Annotated in this window: 17 protein-coding genes; 13 read left to right on the top strand and 4 right to left on the bottom strand. The window is 61.4% G+C overall.

The window, feature by feature from the left end:
* Positions 1 to 57 precede the first annotated feature (57 nt).
* On the bottom strand, positions 58 to 1,137 hold the full coding sequence (gene galE / locus AC1DZ8_RS26825; RefSeq protein ID WP_477301873.1) for a UDP-glucose 4-epimerase GalE: 1,080 nt from the start codon (positions 1,135 to 1,137) through the stop codon (positions 58 to 60).
* Complete coding sequence (locus AC1DZ8_RS26820) at positions 1,138 to 2,175, bottom strand: UDP-glucuronic acid decarboxylase family protein (protein WP_477301871.1); 1,038 nt, start codon at positions 2,173 to 2,175, stop codon at positions 1,138 to 1,140. It abuts the gene before it with no gap.
* 1,219 nt (positions 2,176 to 3,394) lie between these two features.
* Here AC1DZ8_RS26820 and AC1DZ8_RS26815 point away from each other — a divergent pair.
* From AC1DZ8_RS26815 to AC1DZ8_RS26790, 6 genes are all read left to right on the top strand, one after another.
* A complete protein-coding gene (locus AC1DZ8_RS26815) occupies positions 3,395 to 4,009 on the top strand; it encodes a hypothetical protein (protein ID WP_477301869.1) in 615 nt (204 codons plus the stop codon).
* A gap of 7 nt (positions 4,010 to 4,016) precedes the next feature.
* Entirely contained in the window at positions 4,017 to 4,865 is an 849-nt protein-coding gene (locus AC1DZ8_RS26810; protein ID WP_477301867.1) for a 23S rRNA (adenine(2030)-N(6))-methyltransferase RlmJ, read from the top strand.
* A 49-nt stretch (positions 4,866 to 4,914) separates the two neighbouring features.
* Complete coding sequence (locus AC1DZ8_RS26805; RefSeq protein ID WP_477301865.1) at positions 4,915 to 5,097, top strand: VOC family protein; 183 nt, start codon at positions 4,915 to 4,917, stop codon at positions 5,095 to 5,097.
* A gap of 200 nt (positions 5,098 to 5,297) precedes the next feature.
* The gene (locus tag AC1DZ8_RS26800) at positions 5,298 to 5,744 is read left to right on the top strand and encodes a hypothetical protein (RefSeq protein WP_477301863.1); all 447 of its coding nucleotides are present in this window, start codon (positions 5,298 to 5,300) and stop codon (positions 5,742 to 5,744) included.
* A gap of 128 nt (positions 5,745 to 5,872) precedes the next feature.
* Positions 5,873 to 6,448, top strand: coding sequence for a TetR/AcrR family transcriptional regulator (locus AC1DZ8_RS26795; RefSeq protein ID WP_477301861.1), 576 nt, complete (start codon positions 5,873 to 5,875; stop codon positions 6,446 to 6,448).
* Positions 6,445 to 7,281: an EamA family transporter gene (locus AC1DZ8_RS26790; RefSeq protein WP_477301859.1), complete on the top strand. Its 837-nt coding sequence runs from the start codon at positions 6,445 to 6,447 to the stop codon at positions 7,279 to 7,281. Before AC1DZ8_RS26795 ends, AC1DZ8_RS26790 begins: the two co-directional genes overlap by 4 nt.
* A gap of 31 nt (positions 7,282 to 7,312) precedes the next feature.
* On the opposite strand, the gene AC1DZ8_RS26785 is transcribed toward AC1DZ8_RS26790, so the two are convergent.
* On the bottom strand, positions 7,313 to 7,939 hold the full coding sequence (locus AC1DZ8_RS26785; protein ID WP_477301857.1) for a TetR/AcrR family transcriptional regulator: 627 nt from the start codon (positions 7,937 to 7,939) through the stop codon (positions 7,313 to 7,315).
* A gap of 62 nt (positions 7,940 to 8,001) precedes the next feature.
* Between AC1DZ8_RS26785 and AC1DZ8_RS26780 the strand changes: the two genes are divergently transcribed.
* From AC1DZ8_RS26780 to AC1DZ8_RS26770, 3 genes are all read left to right on the top strand, one after another.
* A complete protein-coding gene (locus tag AC1DZ8_RS26780) occupies positions 8,002 to 8,529 on the top strand; it encodes a DinB family protein (RefSeq protein ID WP_477301855.1) in 528 nt (175 codons plus the stop codon).
* A gap of 592 nt (positions 8,530 to 9,121) precedes the next feature.
* Complete coding sequence (locus tag AC1DZ8_RS26775; protein WP_477301853.1) at positions 9,122 to 9,499, top strand: hypothetical protein; 378 nt, start codon at positions 9,122 to 9,124, stop codon at positions 9,497 to 9,499.
* A gap of 348 nt (positions 9,500 to 9,847) precedes the next feature.
* Positions 9,848 to 10,444 (top strand): glutathione S-transferase family protein, encoded by a 597-nt coding sequence (locus AC1DZ8_RS26770; RefSeq protein WP_477301851.1) that lies wholly within the window; start codon positions 9,848 to 9,850, stop codon positions 10,442 to 10,444.
* Positions 10,445 to 10,671: 227 nt separating this feature from the next.
* Here the strand turns inward: AC1DZ8_RS26770 and AC1DZ8_RS26765 are convergent, their stop codons facing one another.
* Positions 10,672 to 11,322 carry an outer membrane protein gene (locus tag AC1DZ8_RS26765; protein ID WP_477301849.1) on the bottom strand — a complete coding sequence of 217 codons (651 nt, stop codon included), beginning with the start codon at positions 11,320 to 11,322 and terminating at the stop codon, positions 10,672 to 10,674.
* Positions 11,323 to 11,735: 413 nt separating this feature from the next.
* Here AC1DZ8_RS26765 and AC1DZ8_RS26760 point away from each other — a divergent pair, with 413 nt between their 5' ends.
* From AC1DZ8_RS26760 to moaD, 4 genes are all read left to right on the top strand, one after another.
* Positions 11,736 to 12,500 carry an SDR family oxidoreductase gene (locus AC1DZ8_RS26760; RefSeq protein WP_477301847.1) on the top strand — a complete coding sequence of 255 codons (765 nt, stop codon included), beginning with the start codon at positions 11,736 to 11,738 and terminating at the stop codon, positions 12,498 to 12,500.
* The gene (gene uvrC, locus AC1DZ8_RS26755; protein WP_477301845.1) at positions 12,497 to 14,566 is read left to right on the top strand and encodes an excinuclease ABC subunit UvrC; all 2,070 of its coding nucleotides are present in this window, start codon (positions 12,497 to 12,499) and stop codon (positions 14,564 to 14,566) included. The genes AC1DZ8_RS26760 and uvrC overlap by 4 nt, the downstream gene beginning before the upstream one ends.
* A 175-nt stretch (positions 14,567 to 14,741) precedes the next feature.
* Positions 14,742 to 15,338, top strand: a complete 597-nt coding sequence (gene pgsA, locus AC1DZ8_RS26750; RefSeq protein ID WP_097573323.1) for a CDP-diacylglycerol--glycerol-3-phosphate 3-phosphatidyltransferase — start codon at positions 14,742 to 14,744, stop codon at positions 15,336 to 15,338.
* Position 15,339: 1 nt separating this feature from the next.
* The gene (gene moaD / locus AC1DZ8_RS26745; protein ID WP_477301843.1) at positions 15,340 to 15,597 is read left to right on the top strand and encodes a molybdopterin converting factor subunit 1; all 258 of its coding nucleotides are present in this window, start codon (positions 15,340 to 15,342) and stop codon (positions 15,595 to 15,597) included.
* Positions 15,598 to 15,599: the final 2 nt, after the last annotated feature.

Genomic DNA, 15,599 nt, shown 5'->3' with positions numbered 1-15,599 from the left:
CTGAGAAGCTCTCACCTCAGCGAGCCCACGTCCCCGACACACGACAAACAGGGACGACTACCAGCTTTGCGAGCTGGTATTGCTCTCCGATGCATTTGGCGTGCCTGGCGCAGTTGACCGGCGGTGCTTCGCCGTCGGCATCGGAATTGTGGACGCGGCCGCCTCCAGTCCGAAGAATGGGGCGGCTGTCCTGACGATCGTATCGATGTCGGAAAGTTCCGGCACGAAACCCAGATGTTCGCGCGCTTTGACAGGGTCGGCGTAGAGCTCCGCCGGGTCTCCCGGGCGCCGGGGCTTGAAGACCGCAGGAACCGATTTTGTCGTCACCCGACTGACGGCTTGCAGGATCTCCTTGATCGACACCCCGCGTCCGGTGCCGAGATTGACCGACAGGCTTTCGCCACCCGCCTCCAGATGCATGAGAGCCTTCAGATGCGCGCGGGCCAGATCGCTGACATGGATGTAGTCGCGCACGCAGGTGCCATCCGAGGTGTCGTAGTCCGTGCCGAAAACCTCGATCTCGTCGATCGTGCCGGATGCGGCCATGAGCACGCGCGGGATCAGGTGCGTCTCAGGCGAGTGCCACTCACCGAGCTCACCGTCGGGATCGGCGCCGCAGGCATTGAAATAACGCAGGATCGCATATTTCATTCCGTAGGCGCAGGCATAGTCCCTGATGATCTGCTCGCCCATCAGCTTGGTCCGCCCATAGGGGCTGATCGGATTTTGCGCCGAGGACTCTCGAATGGGCAGTGTTTCTGGCACACCGTATGTCGCGCAGCTGCTTGAGAAGATGATGTTTTCGATCGAGCTTGCGCGTGCCGCGTCCAGCACCGCGATGGTACCCGACACATTGGTCGAATAATATTCCGCGGGCTCATGAACAGACTCGCCCACATAAGCCAGCGCTGCAAAGTGGATGATCGCCTTCGGCTGATAGGTCCTGATCGCCTGCTGCAGCACTGTCCGGTCCCGGATATTGCCGACGACAAGCGGCCCCCAGGCAACCGATCTCTCGTTGCCGCGGCTCAGATTGTCGAAAACGACGGGCAGGTAGCCGGCAGCTGACAACAGCTTGCAGGTGTGGCTGCCGATGTAACCGGCCCCGCCTGTCACCAGGATTGCCGGGCGGCTCATTTACATCGCAGCTTCTTTGACGGGCCGGCTCGGGTAGAGCAGGGCGTCAAAATAGGCCGCAGTATGCGCGAGCCCCTGGCTCAGGCTGATCTTTGGCTCCCAGCCAAGATTTTGCCGGGCAAAGGAGATATCGGGCTTGCGTTGTTTGGGATCGTCGACGGGCAGTGGCCGATGCACGATCTTCGACCGCGAATTGGTGTATTCGATCACCTGTGTCGCCAGCTCCAGAATGGTGAATTCGGCAGGGTTGCCGAGATTGACCGGGTGCTTCGGTGCACTCGGTGCGTTCATCAGCCGGATGAAGCCTTCAATCAGGTCGTCCGCGTAGCAGAATGAACGGGTCTGTTGGCCGCTGCCGTAGACGGTCAGGTCGTCACCGTGCAAAGCCTGGACGATGAAGTTCGACACGACGCGGCCATCGTCTGGCTGCATGCGGCGGCCATAGGTGTTGAAAATCCGGGCTACGCGGACATCGAGGCCATACGTTCTCGAATAGTCGAAGAACAGCGTCTCGGCCGAACGCTTGCCCTCGTCATAGCAGGATCGCGGACCGTGCGGGTTGACGTTGCCGAAGTAGCCTTCCGGCTGCGGATGCACCAGGGGGTCGCCATAGACCTCGGACGTCGAAGCCTGAAATATCTTGGCATTGTTCCGCCGCGCGAGCTCAAGCAGGTTCAGCGAACCAAGCACGCTTGTCTTGAACGTATGGATCGGATCTGCCTGGTAATGCGGCGGGGAGGCCGGGCAGGCGAGATTGTAGATTTCATCGACCTGGAGATCCAACGGCAGTGGGTCGACGATGTCGTGCTCGATGCACGTAAATCGCGGATCGCGCAGGAGGGCATTGAGATTGTATCTTTTGCCGGTGTGGAAATTGTCCAGCGCGACAACGTCGTACCCGTCCAGCAAAAGACGCTCACACAGATGCGAACCCAGAAATCCTGCCCCACCGGCAACCAGGGCGCGGCCCCGATTGGAGTTGGCGCCCCTTCGGCTTTTCCCGGACTCGAGTTTCAGAACATTGACAGTTCTACCCATACTCTACCCCTTTGCCCTTACGCACTGCGCACCCTACCGCCGGCCATAGCGTTGCCCGGCGACGTTCCTGAGAACGTCACAAACCTTCCGCGTCGGCGGAATCGTCCACTCCTGATGTTTGTCGATTGCTTTCTGAGTTCGCTGGGCGACGCTACGCGGCTATTAGCTGCCGTTCAGCATTCGATACGCCCCGAATCGCGGTCACGCGTCTGGTGCCACCATCGCCCATTGCTCGCCCAAATTGCACATCCCAACGTACTGAAAATATACCTGTGGAAATCATAGTCAACTAAATTAGCGATTCGTTAACCGTGTTCGTCCGGGAGTGGTTAATCGTAGGGTCGGCAGCGCAGGCGCAACAATCCGAGAATTGACGCCGAAATTCGAAATATACCAACAAAAAACAAGAATATTTATGCGATTTTTCGATAGCTGAATGCGGCTATTCGGCAGGATAAGTTTATTTCTGGAGCACAATTAGTCATATTAAAGCCGGTAATAGTACTATAAGTGTCGACTTGCCCTCGCGAAAGTTGACATTTGGAAATATCGAAAATATTGCTGCATCGCACTTTGTCCATAAATTCTTACGAGGCAATGCGATTGGCGCCCGAGGCGACTAGGGCTAAAAATGTTGGCGGCATTCCCAATGTATGAGGTTATGTTCGGCTCATCCGTTGGAGTGGGCGCATTCATGCTCTTTATTTCCTGGGTCGATATTCAGCTTATCCGGGAAAGGCTCTATAATACCATGAGAATTTAGCAGTATTGACCAAGCGGTTAAAGAAGATTGATTGATGGTTACAGTTACGATGAAGCGCATGGCTGCGTTACTATGCATGAAAACTTGCATCGAAGGCATTTCGGATTGAAATATGTGCCGTCGTGCCACTTGTAGGCCTCGGGAGCGAAATTCCCCTGGGCACAATATGCGCCTCAATAATCAAATCGTGGAACGGTCCTGGCGCCCATCCATTTATGTAGACTTTTTTTATTTTAGCAGTTGCTCATGAGCGTATAGGTAGAAATCCGTCAGTGCTGCCACACAGATATGACGCCGTTGCAGTTGGGCGGCGGGCGGCTCGCTTGGCCAAATCCGCACAAACATTCATTTGGCTATTATCTTTGTCTTGGACAGACGAGGCTCGCTGCGCAAGCCATCGCCTTTTGATCCCTAGGGCGCTATTGGCAAGCTGGTCGAACACTCGGGTTATTCTCAATGCGCTTTCTTTTCTTCCTGATCCTGCTGGCCGGTATCGCCGTCGGCGTCGTCTATCCCTGGGCGATGACGAACTTCTCGGGTCATGAGATCGGCAGCTACAGGGTCTTTGAACAAGGCCGCTTCAAGCCGGTGACGGTGGCGCTCTCGGCAGGCGATGCACCGGTCAGGGTGCTGGTCGACTTGACGGCGCGGGCCGAGCGCATTGTCTCGCAGCAGCGCACTGTGCTGACACTGACCGCTGCCGCCGGTAGCCGCACGGTGCTGGCCTCGACGCTGCAGTTCAATCATGCCGACAATCCGCGCCAGGTCAGCCCGCAACTGCCCGACAAGATCTTTCGCGACGAAGCGGGCGTGATCACGACCGTCAGCCCCGGCGCCTATCTTTTCACCGTCGGTCCGGGCGATGCCGATGATATTCCGATGCGGGCAGTGGATCTGGTGCTGCGCTCCGGTGCCGGCGAGATCGACAGTCGCGCCCGGCCGGTCGGCTATGGGCTGATGGCCGTCGGTCTGATCGGCTTCCTGCTGTCCTTGCGTTTCGGTGGCGGCCGGCCGGAGAACCCGAACTCCAAGCCGCCACCGCCGCGCTGGGGCAGGGGCTCCTCGACATGAGCGCGGCATGAACTACCGTCACGCCTATCACGCCGGAAATTTCGCCGATGTCGTCAAGCATGTCGTGCTCAGCCTTCTGCTCGACTATCTGAAGCAGAAGGACAAGGCGTTCCGTGTCATCGACACGCATGCCGGCATTGGCCGCTATGATCTGTCGTCGACGGAAGCGCAAAAGACCGGCGAATGGCAGGGCGGCATCGGCCGCCTGATCGACGCCCCGTTGGACAAATCGGTTGCTGCGCTCCTTGCCCTCTATCTCGAAGCGGTGCGTTCGCTCAATCCCGATGGTGGGGTGAAGAAATATCCAGGCTCGCCACTTATCGCCCGCCATCTCATGCGCAAGCAGGACCGGCTATCGGCGGTCGAACTGCATCACGATGATGCCGCCAGGCTGAAGACGTTGTTCGCCGGCGATTTCCAGACCAGGGTGATCGAGCTCGACGGCTGGCTGGCGCTCGGCGCGCATTTGCCGCCGAAGGAAAAGCGTGGGCTGGTTCTTATCGATCCACCGTTCGAGGAAGCCGGCGAATTCGACCGCCTCGTCGACGGGATGCAAAGAGCGCACAAGCGTTGGCCGGGCGGCATCTATGCGCTGTGGTATCCGATCAAGGATCGCAAGGCGATCATCGCCTTCAGGAAGGCGCTCAAGCAATCCGGCGTCCCGAAGCTGCTCGACATCGAGTTTGAGATCCGGCCTGCGTCGCGGGAGCCGAGCCTCGACGGCAGTGGCATGGTGGTGGTCAACCCGCCCTTCACGCTGGAGCGTGACCTGCGCATCGTGCTGCCGGCTTTGCACAAATTGCTGATGCTGGAAAAGCCGGCGCACTGGTCGCTGGAATGGCTGGCCGGGGAATAGCAACGCTTCGCTGCGGGCGCCGCATGCGCCCGCAACCTCGAGCGAAGTCATGCTTGCGGTGTCCTGCGACAGCCGTGCGGCGGTCGATGCGATGAACGAGGCGGCGGCGAAACATGGCGGCACTGCCGACATCAACGCCCAGCAGGATTATGGCTTCATGTACAATCGCAGCCTGGCCGATCCTGACGGCCACATCTCCGCCATACCGCAAGGCGACGCCAAGCAGGGCTGAAGCGGGATAGAGCGCCGGCCATCGCAGTCCCGCTTTCCCAGACATAGGGAAGGCGGGTACTTCAAAGGTCAGGACGGGTGGTTTCACGGCTGCGCACCGGCAAAACCGCTTGCGAACCGGGAAACCATCGTCCGCGCGACCGCTTGACCGCGCGCCGCCGAATCCGCACAGTGCACGCAGTCGACGTTTGAGAGGCTGCCATGACTCGCTTTGCCAAATCCGCTCTTGCTGCCCTGATTTCGCTTTGCACGCCGCTGGCCGCACCTCTTGGCCAGCCGGCGCAGGCCGCCGATCTTTCCGTCTATTCCGACGAGGACAGCGGTGTCTGCGGGCAGGCCTGGGTGCTGAACAAGATCTCCAGCCGCTTTTCCTATCAGGTGCATCACGTGCCGCATCTGCCCGATGTTTCGATCACCGATTTCCAGCGCATTCACCAGCATCGCTACCTGCCGGCCAGCGAAGAATGGCCGATCGGCCGCCGCTATTGCGGCGCTACCGTCAGCCTGTCTGATGGCCGTGCCCGCACCATCTGGTACCTGATCGAGGAAGGCCAGGGTTTTGCCTCGATCGGCGACAATGTCGAATTCTGCGTTTCGGGCTTCGACCGCTGGATGGTCTACAACGGCCGCTGCCGCGTCCTGCGCTGAGAGAGTACCTTTCTCCACCTTTAACGCCTGCGGCAAGATCGGCCGCAGGCGTTTTCATGTGGCGTGTTGACAGGGACGGTGATTGGTCGCATTGATAGACAGACCTGTCTCATCACCGGTAAAGGATCATGTCTCCATCGCCTGCGATCGACAAACGCCAGCATGTCGTCGAAACCGCCTACGCCCTGTTCAAGCGCGCCGGCTTCCATGCCACCGGCATCGACCGCATCATTGCCGAGGCCGATGTGGCCAAGATGACGATGTATCGCCACTTTCCCAGCAAGGACGAACTGATCGTCGAGGTGCTCGACTATCGCGCCAAGCGCTTCGAGCGCCAGCTCGACCAGCTTGCGCAAGAGGTCGCCACGCCGGAGCGGAAGATCGCAAATATCTTCGACTGGTACGACCGCTGGTTCGGCAGTCCTGATTTCCACGGCTGCCTGTTCGCGCATGCACTGGCCGAATTCGGCGATCCCGGCCATCCGGTATTCCAGGCCGTCGCCAGGCAGAAGAACGGCCTCAAGCGGCGCATGCGGGCGATCCTTGAGGACATGATGCCGTCGAAGCAGGCTGAGGACGCCGCGGCGGCACTACTGATGCTGATCGAGGGCGCGACGCTGATGGCGCAGATGGGGCAGCCCGCCATCGACAGCGCCCGCAAGGCGGCTGATGCCGTCATCGCCGGCGCGCGTGCAGCGCAATGAGTGCGACGGTCATTGCGCTCGCGCTGTTCGCGGCAGTCCTGCATGCCGGCTGGAACGCCTTCCTGCGGACGGGTGCCGACAGGTTGTGGACGGTCACCGTCATGAGTTTTTCGAGCACACTCATCGCCATTCCAATGGCGCTTTTCCATTCGCTTCCCGCAACCGGTGCCTGGCCCTATGTCGCGCTCTCGGCCGGCCTCCAGGTCGGCTACAGCGTGTTCCTGGTCGCCGCCTACCGCTATGGCGAGTTGGGGCAGGTCTATCCGATCGTGCGCGGCAGCGTACCGCTGCTGGTCACACTCGGCGGCTTCGCGCTGGCCGGCCAGCAGCTCACAATGTCCGAGATCGTCGGCGTCACGCTGGTCGCCTGCGGCATCATGGGCCTGTCGCTGGGCAGGGGCAGGGCATCGACGACCTCGATCCTCTACGCGCTGGCGACCGGCGCGATCATAGCCGCCTACGCGACTGTCGACGCCATCGGCGTGCGGGCGGCGGGCGACAGCGGCGCCTACACCGCCTGGGTGCTGCTGATCTACGGCGCCTTGCTTCCGGCGACCTTCATCGTCCTGCGCGGCAGGCTCGTCGTCAACTTCAGCGCGCCGGAAACCCGTAGGGCACTCGCCGGTGGCTTGTTCGCGCTGCTTGCCTATGCCGTCGTGGTCGCCGCCTTCGCGCTCGGCCCGGCCGGTCCGATCACCGCCATCCGCGAAACCAGCGTTGTCTTTGCCGCCTTCATCGGTCGGTTCTTCCTTGGCGAGCAACTGACGCCGAGGCGCATCAGTGCCTGCGCCGTCGTCGCGCTTGGCGCCATCTGCCTCGGCTATCAGCCGTGAGCGGCAAGCGATCTCGATCGCGCTATTCTGGTCATGCGCTGCGGCCGGAACCCGACACGTAAGCGCAGATCAGCTCGACGAGTTGCTTCTGCAACTCCGGCGCATCGAGCATGTCTCGCCGTGCGGCATTATGGATGACGCCTTCGACCGCCGAAGACAGCACGCGGGCAACGACCTCATTGTCCTTCCTGCGCTTGCGATATTGTGTCACCGCCGCCGTGTAGTGGTCGAGGTAGCGCGACTGGAACGAGGCATGGGCGGCGCGCGAGCCGCGATCGCCTGGCACCTCGTCGAGCAGCACCTGATGCAGCGTCGGATGGATGCTGTGCGCCTCGATCATGCCGCGCACCAGCTCCTGTGCGAATCGCTTGAGCGGCTTGCCGTCTTCTGCTGATTCGGCGATCACCGACAGCACCTGATCGAAATGTCGCCGGCGAATTGCCTCGACCAGCGACAGCTTGTCGGGAAAATACTGATAGAGCGAGCCGATGCTGACACCGGCGGCCCCGGCCACTTTGTTGGTCGTAAAGCCGGCCCAGCCGAGCGCGCTCAGAACGTGAGCACCAGCTTCGATGATCGCTTCCACGGTTGCGCGCGAACGCGCCTGGCGCGGCTGCTTGCGCATGCGCGAGCGCGGCTTTGCAATGCGAGTAGACATGTCCGCTCCATCAGCCAAGAATATGGACAACATACTCACATTTTTTGGAAAGGATACGGGCCATGAGCGCGCTGGATCTGCTTCGCAGTCTCTTCGTCTATCAAGCCTGGGCCAATGGCGAGTTGCTTGAGAAGCTCGCGGGTATGGATCAGCACAAGCATGCGAAGGAACGTCATGCGGCGATCCGTCTGCTCAACCACAATCTCGTCGTGTCGAGAATATTCACTGCGCATCTTTCCGGCACGCATCACGGCTACGCGTCAGACAATACTGAGGACACGCCGTCGCTCGATGAACTCGGCGCCGATGTCGCGGCGATGGATCGTTGGTATCTCGATTATCTGGAGACCGTGTCGCCGAAACTTCTGTCACAGCCTGTGCCCTTCATCTTCACCGACGGCGACAAGGCAATGATGTCGCGCCAGGAAATGCTGAGCCACGTCGTCACTCACGGCGTCTACCATCGCGGTGAGATCGGCCGCATCCTGGTGCAGATTGGTGTCACGCCGCCATGGGATACGTTTGCCGTACATCTGCATCAGAGTGAGCCTTCGCGTCGGCTGCAGCTGCGTGAGCCGGTAGGGGTGTAGCGCCTACACCCCTTGGATTCCAAGGGATGGCGGCTCCCAGCATGAGCGTTGCCGCGATCCTTCATCTATCCCTTTGTTCGCTGGGCATCTCCGGCGCGCCGAAGCTGGCGATCGCGCTTCTCGTCGGAAGATGTTCGGCACAACAAGATGGGTTCAGTTCCATCAAATGCTGTCTTTCAGAGCCTCAACCTAACCTCGCCGTATATACGAGTAAAAAGCTCGTATTCAATTTGGTGCTGTTTCTGCAGCCGTCAGGATGAAGCAAGATCAGCCTCTGCGGCGCGATGATTTTTGGCGATCTGATAAGCCACCGATGACCACACGAGTCCGACGGCGCTGCAAGAGAATGTGAGCTTGACGAGAAGATCGCATGAGTCGCGATGCACGAAATTTCTCTCGCAAAAGTTCGCTGTGACGCGCGAAGATTCTTTGCCGGTTTCTGTACCCACCATCGCGAACATGCTCTCGGTGTAACCGAAATTTAATCTGCGAAATTCAATGTAATGCTTCGCTGGCTAGACACACGCGAGTCAGGTATGAATTAACTTGCCGGGTCACTAACGGCCATCGGCACAAACTCAAGGGGCATCGCATGGCAAAGACCACGACGAAGGCGCCGGCGGCGAAAGCGCCGGCAAAGAAAGCGGCACCGAAAGCTGCCGCGAAACCTGCAGCAGTAAAGAAGGCAGCACCGAAGGCAGCGGCAAAGCCGGCAGCCAAGGCAGCGGCGAAGCCGGCAGCTAAGGCTGCGGCAAAACCCGCCGTCAAGGCAGCAGCGAAACCCGCCGCCAAGAAGCCGGCAGCCAAGGCAGCGGCGAAGCCTGCTGCGAAGGCAGCAGCCAAGAAGCCGGCAGCCAAGGCAGCGGCGAAGCCCGCCGCCAAGGCTCCGATGAAGGCCGCCGCCGCCAAGTCGACGGCAGCTGTGAAGAAGGCAGCACCGGCCAAGAAGCCAGCCGCCAAGAAGAAGTAACAGCGGACGACGTTCCATCTCAAAGCTCCCGGGAACTTTGCCGATTGGCAGATTCCCGGGAGCTTTTTTGTTGAGCTTTTGGTCTTGTCTTGATGCCTATCGTTCTCTCGAAATCGACGCCACTTCTGTGCGACATGCACTAGCCACTTCATTGTCGGCGGATTGGCTGCCTGGTTTTGCCCTTCTGGCAGTTGCCCCCTCGGAGAAGATCGGCCAACACTAAAACGGTCGCATTCGAGCGGGTTCGGGCGACGCGCTCTTGACCTCTGTTTTACGCGCGTCGTTCTCTCAAGACCGAACCCGCTTTTGAGCGACATACGCTGGCCGTCTGAAAACAGGGAACCGATCATGCCGAAGCTGCTCTACGCGTCCTCATCCCCCTACAGCTCCAAGGTGCGCATGGCAGCACTCTATGCCGGCATCGCCGTCGAGCTGGTGCCGGTCAAGACCGAGGACAAGCCCGCCGAACTGCTGACGGCCAATCCGCTCGGCAAGATCCCGGTGCTGGTGCTGGACGACGGCCGCTCGATCCACGACAGCCGCGCCATCACCCAGCATCTCAACCGCGCCTCGAAGAATCTGCTGTTGCCGCGCAATGCCGACAAGCGCCTCGAGGCCGAAGTGTTGGAGGCGCTGGCCGACGGCATTTGCGACTGCGCGCTGTCGATGGTCTATGAGCGGCGCACGCGGCCCGAGGAGATGGTCTACCAGCCCTGGCTCGATCGCCAGTGGACCAAGATCACCGCCGCACTCGACCTCCTCAACGCCAATCCGCCGAAACTGCCGAAGAAGATCACGCTCGGCCAGCTGGCGCTGCGCGCCTGCCTTGGCTATCTCTCGCTACGCTTCGCCGGCAAATGGGAAAAGGGCCGCGGCCGGCTGACCCGCTGGGCAGCGCGCTTCGATGAGAAGTTTCCGGGGCTGAAGGTGGCCGTGCCGGCGTGAGGCCAGCGCTTTTTCCTTCTCCCCTTGTGGGAGAAGGTGTCGCCGAAGGCGACGGATGAGGGGTGTTCCAGGGAACGCCAACGCCTCACTCCGCTGGAACACCCCTCATCCGTCTCGGCGCTGCGCGCCGATCCACCTTCTCCCACAGGGGGAGAAGGGAAAAATGCTGCCAACAAAAAAAGCCGGGCACGAGGCCCGGCTTTCTTGTGTCGTGGCTTGAACGACAGTTAGAACTTCATACCGACGCCGAAAGTGACGCGGTTGTCGCTTTCCTTGACCTTGGTGCCGACGCTGTCGAAGCTCTTGGAACCGAAGTCGGTGTAGCGGTACTCGACACGGCCGAACACATTGTCGGTGATCTTGATGTCGGTGCCGACGCCGGCCGTCCAGCCGAGCATGGTGCTGCTGTCGCTGTCGCCGGGGACCGAGACCTTCTGGTTCTTCAGGGCGCCACCGCCGGTGCCGTAGAGCAGGATTTCCGGGGTCACAGCATAGCCGAGACGGGCGCGCAGCGAGCCTTCGAAGCCGCCCTTGGAATTGACGCCGCCGCTGTCACCCTTGACGCCGTTGTAGCCGAGATCGGCTTCAGCACCGTACACGAAGTTTTCCTGCTGCCACTGATAGCCGCCGAAGACGCCGCCGACAAAGCCCTTGGTCTTGATGTCGGGGCCGCCGTCGTGGACCTTGGCATGACCGCTGAAACCGTAGCCGGCGCTGATACCGGCATAGGGGCCGGCCCAGGAAGCGACGGGGAGTTCGGCAACCGGGGCAGGTGCCGGGGGCTCTTCCGAGACGACGTCAGCGGCAAAAGCGGTGCCGCTGAGGGCGAAGAGCCCGAGCGCGACCGCGATTGGCGCGAATTTGAGATTGGATTGCATTGTTGTTTACTCCTTAAGCCACAAGACACGTAGGCTTGTTTGTCCTGAGCGCCATCAACCCGTCCGGGGGATGAAACGGATCTGGCACTCAACGGTTCCGAATGTCGTGTCAAAATGCGGCGGCAGCGAACCTGAAACTGGGTCATTCCCCGGCGCGAATGAGGCCGAAGCTTGACGTTGCATCTTCGCAACAGCGAAATGTCAGCACGCTTGCGATGCTGCACTGCACTCGGCTTGGTGCAAGGACTCCAGCGTCCTATATTGCGGACCTGCCGACCCGAATCCGGGTCGGGCCAAGGTGCTGAAAAGGCCGCTTCGCCACATTCCTGCCCCAGGTGGAAACGGCATTTAACACCTGGACGCGTCACAATGTGCCGGCTAGCGGATCAGAGGCGCCAATTGAGGATTGACAGATGATCGAAGCCGCCGGAACGGCGCTGGTGACGGGTGGGGCAAAGCGGATCGGCAAGGCGATCGTCCAGGATCTGGCCGCGCATGGCTTTGCCGTCGCCATCCATGCCAACCGCTCAGGCGCCGAAGCCGACGCGCTTGCCGCTGGTATCAGGGGCGAGGGCGGCCGCGCCGCCGTGGTCGCCGCCGACCTGACCGACATGAACGCCGTTGGCGATCTCGTCGGTCAGGCAGAGGCAGCGCTCGGCCCGGTCACGCTTCTGGTCAACAATGCGTCGCTGTTCGTTGACGACAGCGTCGAGGATTTCGACTGGGCCGCCTGGGACCGCCACTTCGCCATCCATGTGAAGACGCCGGCGCTGTTGGCGCAAAACTTCGCCCGTGCCTTGCCGCAAGGGCGGGAGGGGCTGATCGTCAACATCATCGACCAGCGCGTCTGGCGGCCGACGCCACGCTATTTCTCCTACGCGCTGTCGAAGTCGGCTTTGTGGACGCAGACTGAGATGCTGGCGCAGGCGCTCGGTCCGCGCATTCGCGTCAACGCCATCGGCCCTGGCCCGACGTTGAAGAATGCGCGCCAGGACGATCATGATTTCCAAAAGCAGGTCGACGGCCTGATCCTGAAGCGCGGCCCGCAATTGGCCGAATTCGGCGCCACCATCCGCTATCTCTGGGATGCGCGCTCGGTGACCGGCCAGATGATCGCGCTCGACGGCGGCCAGCATCTTGCATGGCAGACGCCGGATGTGACAGGCATGGTGGAATGAGTCCCGCAGACCAGAAAAACAAGACGCGCGCCGGCGCCGCTGACGATATGCCGCCTGAGATCGACCTCGAGGACGAGGCGGCCGAGGAGATCGTCGGGCCCGAGGCCACTGGGCCTGATGTCGCCTTCACCGCGATAGACTGGGCGCCGCATGCCGGTGACGCCGACGGCATGGTCGGCGCTGAGGTCATTCAGACGCTGGTCAAGCGGCTGCCCAATGCGCCCGGCGTCTACCGCATGATGAACGCCGCCGGCGACGTGCTTTATGTCGGCAAGGCGCGCAGCCTGAAGAAGCGCGTCACCAACTATGCGCAGGGCCGGTTCCACACCGCCCGCATCGGCCGCATGGTGCGCGAGACGTCGACGATGGAGTTCGTCGTCACCCGCACCGAGATCGAGGCGCTGCTGCTCGAAGCCAATCTTATCAAACGCTTGCGGCCGCGATTCAATGTGTTGATGCGGGACGACAAATCGTTCCCCTATATCCTGTTGACCGGCGATCACGTCTCGCCCGGCATCTACAAGCATCGCGGTGCGCGCTCGCGCAAGGGCGACTATTTCGGCCCGTTTGCCTCCGCTGGCGCGGTTGGCCGCACCATCAATTCGCTGCAGCGCGCCTTCCTGCTCAGGAGCTGCACCAATTCCTTCTACGAGAACCGCACCCGGCCGTGCCTGCTTTACCAGATCAAGCGTTGCGCCGGTCCCTGCACCGGCGAGATATCGCACGAGGGCTATGCCGAGCTGGTTTCCGAGGCGAAAGATTTCCTCTCCGGCCGCAGCCAGAAGGTAAAGACAGAGATCTCTGAAGCCATGCAGCAGGCGTCACAGGAGCTCGATTTCGAGCGCGCTGCCATCTATCGCGACCGGCTGGCCGCCCTGTCGCATGTGCAGAGCCATCAGGGCATCAACCCGGCCACGGTCGACGAGGCCGATGTCTTCGCCATCCACCAGGAGGGCGGCCAGGTCTGCATCCAGGTGTTCTTCTTCCGCACCGGCCAGAACTGGGGCAACCGCGCCTATTTCCCCAAGGCCGATCCGGCGCTGGAGGGGGCGGAAGTGCTGGGCTCGTTCCTGGCGCAGTTCTATGACGACAAACCGACGCCGCGGAACATTCTTCTGTCGCGAGCCGTCCAGGACCAGGAGCTGCTCGCCGAGGCGCTGTCCACCCGCGCCGGCCGCAAAGTGTCGATCTCGGTGCCGCAGCGCGGCGAGAAGAAGGATCTGACCGACAACGCGCTGCAAAATGCCCGCGAGGCGCTCGGCCGCCGGCTGGCCGAAACCTCGACCCAAGGCAGGCTGCTCGCCGGCTTTGCCGAGACCTTCGGCCTGCCGAAGCCGCCTGTGCGCATCGAGGTCTACGACAATTCGCACATTATGGGCACCAACGCCGTCGGCGCCATGGTCGTCGCCGGGCCGGAAGGTTTTGTGAAGAACCAGTACCGGAAGTTCAACATCCGCTCGACCGAGATCACGCCCGGTGACGACTTCGGCATGATGCGCGAGGTGATGGAACGGCGCTTTTCAAGGCTGCTGAAGGAGCACGGCGATGTCGCCGTGGCCGACGATGCGGCGGCAGGCGACGACATCGAGGAAGATATCTCCGGCAGCTTCCCGGCCTGGCCCGACGTCATCCTGATCGATGGCGGCCAGGGCCAGATGAGTGCGGTGCGCAAGATCCTCGCCGATCTCGGCATCGAGGACCGCGTCGTGGCGATCGGCATTGCCAAGGGCCAGGATCGCGACGCCGGCCGCGAGCGCTTCTTCGTCAGGGGCAGGGACTCGTTTTCGCTGCCGGTGCGCGATCCGGTGCTCTATTTCGTCCAGCGGCTGCGCGACGAGGTCCACCGCTTTGCCATCGGTTCGCACCGCGCGCGGCGCAAGAAGGAATTGGTCAAGAGCCCGCTCGACGAGATCGCCGGCATTGGTCCCGGCCGCAAGCGGGCGCTTTTGCTGGCCTTCGGCACCGCCAAGGCGGTCAGCCGCGCGGCGGTCGAGGATCTGGTCAAGGTCGACGGCATTTCCGAGCAGGTGGCGAAACTCGTCTACAATCATTTCCATGAGAATTGAGCGCCAGTGACACCGGGAGTGTCTGTGCGATCGAATGTCAGCTGCCGTCTTTTCTCAGAAGCCACTCGAATCCCTGCAATCGCGCGCTATTTTCGTCTGGCCAATCGAATCTCGGCTGTTGACCCCCTACATCCGGTTCTGATTTGAGTACGCAGGCAGAAAGAGTCCCCCCGATATGGCCCAGCGCGCGTTCAACCTGCCCAACATGCTCACCTATGCCCGCATTATCGCGGTGCCGCTGGTGGTGCTGTGCTTTTTTCTCGAAGGGCATCTGAAATCGAGCGACTTCGCCCGCTGGTCGGCGCTGATCATCTTCCTGCTGGCCTCGATCACAGATTATCTCGACGGCTATCTGGCGCGCGCCTGGCAGCAGACCTCCAACATCGGCAAGATGCTCGATCCGATAGCCGACAAATTGCTGGTCGCCACCTGCCTGCTGCTCTTGGCCGCCGACACCGACCGCCACGCCGGCATTGCCGGCTGGTCGCTGTGGGCGGCAATCATCATCCTGTGCCGCGAGATCCTGGTCTCGGGCCTGCGCGAGTATCTGGCGGCGCTGAAGGTCTCGGTCCCGGTGACGCAGCTCGCCAAATGGAAGACCGCCATCCAGATGGTCGCCATCGCCTTCCTGCTTGCCGGCCCCGCCGGCGACAAGATCTTCCCGCTCACAACGCAGACCGGGCTGGTGCTGCTGTGGATCGCCGCACTGGTCACGCTCTACACCGGCTACGACTATTTCCGCGCCGGCCTCAAGCACATCATGGACGAGTGAGATGACCACGCGGCTCATCTATTTTGCCTGGGTGCGCGAACGGATCGGCAAGCCCGAGGAAGACGTAGAACTCCCCGCCGGCACCGAGACGGTCGCCGATTTGCTGCGCTGGCTGAAATCGCGCGGCGAGGAGTATGAGCACGCGCTGCAATATCCCGAGGTGATCCGCGTTGCCATCAACCAGGAACACGTCGAGCATCGCGAGAAGATATCCGGCGCGCGCGAGATTGCGCTGTTTCCGCCGATGACCGGGGGCTGACA

The organism is Mesorhizobium sp. P2_F7, from assembly GCF_056403695.1.
The sequence above is the reverse complement of the archived record's forward strand: the minus strand, read 5'-3'. Positions and strand labels throughout refer to the sequence as shown.